At 63.4% G+C, this 8197-nt stretch carries 7 protein-coding genes and 1 pseudogene; all 8 read right to left on the bottom strand.

Going from position 1 to position 8197, the window contains the following annotated elements; genetic code table 11:
• Positions 1-295: 295 nt before the first annotated feature.
• Positions 296-495, bottom strand: a pseudogene (locus B2J89_RS23335) (helix-turn-helix domain-containing protein); the annotation flags it as partial.
• A gap of 98 nt (positions 496-593) precedes the next feature.
• Positions 594-1616 carry a 4-hydroxy-2-oxovalerate aldolase gene (gene dmpG, locus B2J89_RS20040; protein ID WP_169170642.1) on the bottom strand — a complete coding sequence of 341 codons (1023 nt, stop codon included), beginning with the start codon at positions 1614-1616 and terminating at the stop codon, positions 594-596.
• An 11-nt stretch (positions 1617-1627) separates the two neighbouring features.
• Positions 1628-2566 (bottom strand): acetaldehyde dehydrogenase (acetylating), encoded by a 939-nt coding sequence (locus B2J89_RS20035; protein ID WP_169170641.1) that lies wholly within the window; start codon positions 2564-2566, stop codon positions 1628-1630.
• Between the two features lie 57 nt (positions 2567-2623).
• A complete protein-coding gene (locus B2J89_RS20030; RefSeq protein WP_169170640.1) occupies positions 2624-3799 on the bottom strand; it encodes a CaiB/BaiF CoA-transferase family protein in 1176 nt (391 codons plus the stop codon).
• Positions 3800-3867: 68 nt separating this feature from the next.
• Positions 3868-4761, bottom strand: a complete 894-nt coding sequence (locus B2J89_RS20025) for a LysR family transcriptional regulator (protein ID WP_169170639.1) — start codon at positions 4759-4761, stop codon at positions 3868-3870.
• A gap of 119 nt (positions 4762-4880) precedes the next feature.
• Positions 4881-5837, bottom strand: a complete 957-nt coding sequence (locus tag B2J89_RS20020) for a hydroxymethylglutaryl-CoA lyase (protein ID WP_169170638.1) — start codon at positions 5835-5837, stop codon at positions 4881-4883.
• Between the two features lie 31 nt (positions 5838-5868).
• Complete coding sequence (locus B2J89_RS20015; protein ID WP_169170637.1) at positions 5869-6849, bottom strand: tripartite tricarboxylate transporter substrate binding protein; 981 nt, start codon at positions 6847-6849, stop codon at positions 5869-5871.
• A gap of 440 nt (positions 6850-7289) precedes the next feature.
• Positions 7290-7619, bottom strand: a complete 330-nt coding sequence (locus B2J89_RS23330; protein WP_169170636.1) for a transposase — start codon at positions 7617-7619, stop codon at positions 7290-7292.
• Between the last annotated feature and the right edge of the window lie 578 nt (positions 7620-8197).

Genomic DNA, 8197 nt, shown 5'->3' with positions numbered 1-8197 from the left:
ACTCGCCCGTGCTGCGCTGGGGATGGCCGAAAGGCGCGTTGCCAAAATAGCCGGGAAGCGGCGGTAGTCCAAAGCAAGCTGAGGGTACAGACGGCCACAAACGGCTGATGAAGTTACCGCAACGGTGGTCCGGTTCAGGCTGGTTGCCGTCATCCAGTTTTGGAGGGCCGATGACCGCTGCCTCCATTACCGTCATTGGACCTTTCGCGGGCTAAGTGACCGCTGCACTGCCAAATCCGGCCATTCAGCAGAGCTCTCGCATATGTGACGACTCAGGTCCTAGAAGTGACCCATGAACGGCGGCACATCCACCCGCCCCGAAGTGGTCAATCACTCCGCGCACAGTCGGATAGCTCAGCCCCGTCATCGCCACGATCTGCGTCATCTTGATGCCCTTTTGTGCAGCCTCACGACCTGCTTTCGCCTCTCGTGTAACTGCTCCGAGGTCTGGTGTCTCGCGTCTTCTTTTCCACGACCAACAGATGGGGGGCTCACCTCGACAATTCAATCTTCATCGGGCCGAATCTATAAGACTGGCGCGTACAGCCTGCGCACTGCACACGCTGCGAGCGCCGTTGGCGCCTTGCAGGCACTCAGGCTTGCTCGCGCTGGCGCAGCAGGTCAAGCGCCACGTCCACGATCATGTCCTCCTGCCCGCCCACCATGCGGCGGCGGCCCAGCTCCACCAGAATGTCCACGGCCTTGATGCCGTACTTGGCGGCAGCCGCCTCGGAGTGGCGCAGAAACGAGCTGTACACGCCCGCGTAGCCCAGCGCCAGGGTCTCGCGGTCCACCCGCACCGGGCGGTCTTGCAGCGGACGCACGATGTCGTCGGCCGCGTCCATGAGCTTGTACAGGTCCGTGCCGTGGTTCCAGCCCAGACGGTCGGCCGCGGCAATGAACACTTCCAGCGGCGCATTACCCGCGCCCGCGCCCATGCCCGCCAGGCTCGCGTCGATGCGATCGCACCCTTCCTCGACGGCCACAATGGAGTTGGCCACGCCCAGGCTCAGGTTGTGGTGGGCGTGGATGCCCGTTTCGGTCTCGGGCTTGAGCGTGTCCTTGAAGGCACGGAACCGATCGCGCACGTCCTGCATGCCTAGCGCGCCGCCCGAGTCCACCACGTAGCAGCAAGTCGCACCGTAGCTCTCCATCAGCTTGGCCTGCTGGGCCAGGCCTTGGGGCGTTTGCATGTGGCTCATCATCAGAAAGCCCACGGCCTCCATGCCCAGGTGGCGGGCGTACTCGATGTGCTGCTTGGAGACATCGGCCTCGGTGCAGTGCGTGGCCACGCGCACCACGCGCACGCCGGCTTCATATGCGGCCTTGAGGTCATGCACGGTGCCGATGCCCGGCAGTAGGAGCGTGGCGATCTTTGCGTGCTTCACGACGCTGGCCACTGCTTCGATCCACTCCAGGTCGGTGTGGGCGCCAAAGCCGTAGTTGAACGAGGAGCCTTGGAGGCCATCGCCGTGGGCCACTTCAATGGAGTCCACCTTGGCCTCATCGAGCGCCTTGGCAATGGCGCGGGCGTTCTCGACGCTGTACTGGTGGCGAATGGCGTGGCTGCCGTCGCGCAGCGTCACGTCGGAGATATAGAGCTTCTTATGGGTCATGGGAACTCTCCTCAGGCGCTGGCCAGCATGCGGGCCGCAATTTGTTCGGCCGTGCGCAGGCCGGCGCTGGTCATGATGTCCAGGTTGCCCGCGTAGGCAGGCAGGTAGTGGGCCGCGCCTTCGACCTCCAGAAAGATGGAGGTCTTGAGGCCCGTGAGCGCATCGCCCACGCCCGGAATGCGGATGGGGCGGTCGATGCGGTCGAACTGCACCTGTTGCTTCAATCGGTAGCCCGGCACGTACGACTGCACGGCCGCGGCCATGCGCTCGACCGATTCGGCAATCGCCGCTTCGTCGGCCACTTCGCTGAGCGTGTAGACCGTGTCGCGCATGATCAGCGGCGGCTCGGCCGGGTTCATGACAATGATGGCCTTGCCCTTGGTGGCGCCGCCCACCACCTCGATGGCCTTGGAGGTGGTCTCGGTGAACTCGTCGATGTTGGCGCGCGTGCCGGGGCCGGCGCTCTTGCTGGCGATGGACGCCACGATCTCGCCGTAGTGCACCTTGGCCACGCGCGAAACGGCCGCCACCATGGGGATGGTGGCCTGGCCGCCGCAGGTGACCATGTTCAGATTGAGCGCATCGAGGTGCTGCCCGCCGTTGACCACCGGGATGCAGTACGGGCCGATGGCCGCGGGCGTGAGGTCGATCATGCGCAGGTCCGGCTTGAGCGCCCGCAAGAAGGCGTCGTTGTGCACATGAGCGCCGGCGCTGGTGGCATCAAAGACGAAGTCAATGTCGGCAAACTCGGGCAGGCGGGTCAGGCCCTGCACGCCCTCGTGCGTGGTGGCCACGCCCATGCGCGCTGCGCGCGCCAAGCCGTCGGAGGCCGCGTCGATGCCGACCATGGCCCCCATTTCGATGTGCTGGCCGTGGCGCAGGATCTTGATCATCAGGTCCGTGCCGATGTTTCCGCTGCCGATGATGGCAGCCTTGTATTTGCGGGTCATAGGGGGAGAGTGCTCCACGAAAAGAAATTCCAGATCCAGTGGCACGCGCGGTGCCGCTTACCGCCCTGCCGCCGTCAAGCTGGCGAGTACCTCGTCGGTGTGTTGCCCATGGTCGGGCGCGGGGCGGTGCACGCGGCACGGTGTGTCCGAAAACCTGAGAGGAAAGCCCAGCGTTTTCACCACGCCGTGCCCTGGGTGCTCCACCTCCATCACCATCTCCTGGTGGCGCACCTGGGGGTCTGCAAAGGCCTCGGGGATGGTCTGCACGATGCCACTGGGAACCCCCGCCGCATTCAGGCGCTCCAGCCAGTGGCTGCGGGTGTTGGACTGCATTTTTTCGGCGATGAGCGCATTGAGCGCCTCACGGTGGACCATGCGCTGGGCGTTGGTGCGAAACCGCTCCTCCTGCAGCACATGGGCAAGGTCCAATGCCGTGAGGAACTTGAGCAGAATGGCCTCCGTGCTCGGGGCGACGGCCACCTCGCCATCCGCCGCCGGGAACAGGCCATAGGGCGATGTGATGGGGTGGTCGTTGCCGTTCTTGACCGGTTCGCGCCCTGAGGCCAGGTAGTCGGAAGCGAGGTAGGCAAACATGCTCATGATGCTGTTCATCATGGGCGCCTCCACGTGCTGGCCCGTGCCGTTGAGGTCGCGCGCACGCAGGGCCGAAACGATGCCGAAGGCCGCATACACGCCCGCCACCAGATCGGTGATGGGCAGCCCGCTGCGCAGCGACGGCCCGTCACGCTCGCCGTTGACGCTCATGAACCCGCTCATCGCCTGGATCACGAAATCGAACGCCGGGCGCTGCGAATACGGACCTGTGGAGCCATAGCCGTTGATGCTGGCCACCACCAGGCGTGGGTTGAGGGTCTTGAGCGCCTCGGGCGTAAAACCCATGTCCGATAGGACGCCGGGGCGGAAGTTTTCCACCAGCACATCGGCCGTGGCCAGCAGGGAGCGCAGATGCGCCAGCCCCTCGGGCTGGCGCAGATCCAGCACCACGGAACGTTTGTTGCGGTTGAACGAAGCAAAGTACCAGCTCAGGCCTTCGGCTCCCTGGCCGATGTGGCGCACCGGGTCTCCGCTGTGCGGGTCCTCGATCTTGATGACGTCGGCCCCCATGTCGCCCAGCATCATGGTGCAAAACGGGCCGGACAAAATGCGCGTGAGATCGATCACGCGAACCCCGCTGAGGGGCGCGCGCAGCGCATCGTCGCTTGGAAGATTCATATCACTCATTCAATTCAACATGTCAATAAAGGGCATCGTGCGGCCCCCACATCGCGTTAGAGGCCCGCTCAACGCTCCAGGCCAAGGTTGGGCACCAGATGCCCGAGCAAACTGCGCGCTGCCGCGGGCAGGCTGTGCAGCGAGCGGAAAACAATGACCAGCTTGGTGTTCGCCCAGGGGTCGGTCAGCGGAATGAACTTGACCCCGTGCGCGCGGCTTTGCACGGTTTTGAACATCGAGGGCACCACCCCCACCCCCATGCCCGAGCCGACCATGCTGCACATGGATTCAAAACTGCTCACCCGGATGCGCGTGCGCTTGGCCACGCCGCCCTGCTTGGCGGTCTGGTCGAGCAATTGCGTCAGCACACTGCTGTGGCGCTGCTCCACCTGGTCGTACTGCAGGGCGTCCAGGTAACGCACCGAGCGCAGAGACGCCATCTCGTGGCCTTGTGGCACCACGATGCACAAGCGGTAGTCGGCATAGGGCACGTACTGAAATTCCGATGGCCGAAGAATGTCGGGCGCCACGCCCAAATCGGCCCGGCCGTCCAGCACGTCGCTGAAGATCTGCGGGGTGGACAGCTCCTCCAGATCGATCTTGATGCTCGGCTGAAGGATCAGATGGTCGCTGATCTTCTGCGCCAGCCCTTCGGCCAGCGAAGAGGGGCTCACGCGCACGCGGATGTGGCCGCGCACGCCGTTGGCGTACTCCGATATCTCCTCGTGCGCCCGGTCGAGCGCTTGCAGCACCAGGCGCGAGTGGTGGGCCAGCGCATCGCCCGCGGACGTGGGCTTGACGCCCGTGGCCGTCCGCTCCACCAAAGTCACACCGAGCTGTTTTTCCAGGTCGCTCAAGCGCTTGCTGATGGCCGAGACCACCACGTTCTGGCGAGCCGCAGCGCGGCTGATGCTGCCCTCCTCGATGATGGAAATGAAGATCCGGGCCGATGTGGAATCCAAGCGCCTGCTCATAAGTGGTCACATGCCTCGCGGTGATGCCTGGGCACATCCGCATGCGCCGCCAGGGTGGCCGCAGATGATGCCTTGATCGGTTCACCGTCGTGTCTGAGGTAGCGCGCTCAACCGGAAGCCGTGACCACATCATCCGCCGCGTGCAGGCGCAGGCGCCGACCCGCACGCATCACCTGTCCTGGCAGCGGTTTGCCCAGCAGTGCTTCCATCTGGTGGGCCACCTCCATGGCACCCTCCAGGCTCACGCCGCTCTCCCAACCGCACTCATCGAGCAGGTAGACCAAGTCCTCGGTGCAGATGTTGCCCGTGGCCCCGGCAGCGAAGGGACAGCCGCCCAGACCGCCCACCGAGGCGTCGAAGCGGCGCACGCCCATCTCCAGGCCCGCCAGCACATTGGCCAGCCCCACGCCGCGCGTGTTGTGCAGATGCAGGCACAGGTCGACCCCTGGGAACTCGCGGCGCAGCAGTGCCACGGTGTCGCGGATGTTGCGAGGGGTTGCCATGCCCGTAGTGTCGCCCAGCGTGAGGTGCTGCGCGCCGAGGGTCATGTAGGCCTCGGCAATGCGCAGCACGTTGTCTGCGGTGACTTCGCCCTCGAACGGGCAGCCGAACGCGGTGGCAATGGCGCCATGCACCTCCTTGCCCCCGCCCTGGAGCAGATCGGCCACATCGCGCATTCCCTCAAGCGAGGCGGCGATGCTGCGGTTGAGGTTCTTGCGATTGTGCGTGTCCGACGCGGAGCACAGCAACACCCCTCCGTCCACCGGCGTCTTCAGCGCGCGCTCAGCAGCGCGCACATTAGGCACCAAAGCCATCAGGTTTGTGTCAGGTCGCTTGCGAATGCCTGCCAGAACCTCCTCGGCATCGGCCAGTTGCGGCACGGCCTTGGGCGACACGAACGAGGTCACCTCGATGTGCCGGATTCCGGCGTCAATCATCCGATTGATCAGCGCAATCTTGTCGACTGCGGGAACGATGTGGTGCTCGATCTGCAGTCCGTCGCGCGTGCCGACTTCGATGATCTCGACACGGCGATCGGCACCGTCTGGGAAAAAACTGGGCATGGTGTGGCTCTGGGGGGCAGTAGGGCTGCGCTCAGTCAGCCTTCACGCCGGTTTCGGCAATGATGGTCTTGATATTCGCGACGTCGTCTGCCACGAACTTGGTGAACTCTTCCACGCTCTTCACGCCGGGCTCTAGGCCCTGCTCGTTCAGCACCTTCACCACATCGGGGCGCTGCGTCACGCGTTGAATCTCGGCATGCAGCTGGCGCGTGATTTCCGGCGACAGTCCGGCCGGGGCGAACACGCCAAACCAGCTGCCGAACTCCATGTTCTTGATGCCCAGCTCATCGAGCGTGGGCACATCGGGCAGCGAGGCGCTGCGCGTCTTGCTCATCACCGCCAGCGGCTTGAGCTTGCCCCCTTTGATCAGCGCCTGCGCGGAGGCAATGGAGGAGCCAGCCACATCCACCTGCCCACCGATCAAATCCGTCAGAGCAGGCGTGGAGCCCTTGTAGGGAATGTGTTGAAAGTGAATATTCGCGCGCGTGCGCAGCAGCTCGCTGGCAATGTGCGTGGCGCTGCCCGTGCCGGTGGACGCCAGGGTGATCTTTCCTGGATTCGCGCGTGCCGCTGCGGCCACGTCCGCAAACGACTGGTACTTGCCGTTAGCAGACGCCACGATCAGCATGGGCGTGCTGGCCAGGTAGGCCACGGGTTGAAAGCTCTTGACCGTGTCAAAGTTCACCTTCTGCAACCAGGGAGCCAGGATCAGGTTATCGCGCTGGCCGACGGCCAGGTCATAGCCCGTCGGTTGCAGGCGTGCCAGCTCCCCAATGCCGATGGTGCCGCTGGCGCCAGCGCGGTTGTCCACGGTCACCACCCACTGCTTGGTCTCCGTCAGCTTGGCCGACAGCGTGCGGGCGATGAAGTCGGTCCCTCCTCCGGGAGGAAAGGGGGTGACAAGGCGAACAGGCTTGTTCGGATAGGGGGCGCTGCTCTGCGCGCAAACGCCCAGGGATGCCAATGCCAGGGGGGCCGCGCACAGCGCGAGAAGGAATTGTTTTCTTTGCATGGTGATGTCTCCGTACCTGTTCGAGAAATGCGCAGGTTGTGTATGCAACTCGCCCGCACACACCTGCGCAATGCGAGAAGGCTCTTATTATTTTGAGAAGAACGCCCCGGGACAAGCGATGAATGCAGCACACACCATTCTAAAAAAGTGAAGTCAATGCCATTTCAACGCAAGCACCCCACTCATCTCCGCCCTTTCGTCCCGCTTGCGCCACGGCCTCCATCTCCAATAGAAATCTCGGTACAGCTCCTTGTTGCTCGGTGCTTTTGACTCGAGAACTTCCACCGAAAGCAGATACCGGCCTTTCACCAATAGTGAACAGATGCCCTTGCCCCGGCCTAGCGTGCGGAGCCGCCAGGCATTCCGCCCAAAAGCTCCTGAATTGATAGCTATTGATTCGGCCCTGTGAAGTTTAAAGCGGCATAGCGGACGCGGCGATCCTAGAAGTGACCCATGACCCTCTCTGGAGAGTTTTCCGACATCGCCGTGTGATCGTTGGCTGCCTCGCGTAATTTCGCCTTCGTCCTGATGGGTACGCGCTTACCCATCTCCTGCTTTAAATCAGCGTTGAGCCTCTCCTCGGGATTGAGCTCAGGGCTGTAGCTGGGCAGGTAGCCCACCGGCAAATCGAGCCATTGCTCATATTCCCGGCACCAGCCCTTCAAGGCATTCTTGGTTGGGTAACCCAGCTGACGGTTGGTTGGCCTGACGCGTTTGCCGAGCTTAATGTAGAGCTCTACGACTCGAATCCTGTCTTCGTACGAATACATGAACTACCTCCTGGTAGTCCAAGTTTTTGTCCGCATCCCCGTGCGACACTTTGGTGTCCCTTCGTATTCGATAGTGCCAGTTCCAGACCTCGATCAGCAGACGTTCGGGCAACCTCAGGGGTCCGGCACGCGGGCAATGTCGGCAGTACCCCTGAAACCGGCCATCGAGCCAGGGAGGTCGTTGGCATATGGACGACTGCAACGCGGCAGAGACCGTGAGTTGGGAGCGTGGTTCTCACCGACTGGAACCGCTGCACTCCTGACACTCAACCCACGAACCAAGGGCAGGGAAGCAGTCGGACGAACAGCGCGTCAAAGGGCTGTCACGAGCGCTTTAACAAGCAGCGCTGGGGTTCTGGGCGCAAAGACGAGCAAGCCGCCCCAAGAGGGCACTCCTTCGAAGAGCGCGCAGTGCAGCGTTACTGGCGCCAAGGCAGTCAGATCACTCCGGCTCCATAGAGCGACGAGAATGGAATGAATGCGGGCACCACGGCGTCGCCGGCCGATACAGCGGCGGAGGGTGTGCAGAATTTTGTGTAAACGGAAAATCCCACGCGGGCGCAAGCCCGCATGTCCGC

The sequence above is a fragment of the Acidovorax sp. SRB_24 genome, from assembly GCF_012931925.1.
This window is presented reverse-complemented; position numbering and strand designations above follow the sequence as displayed.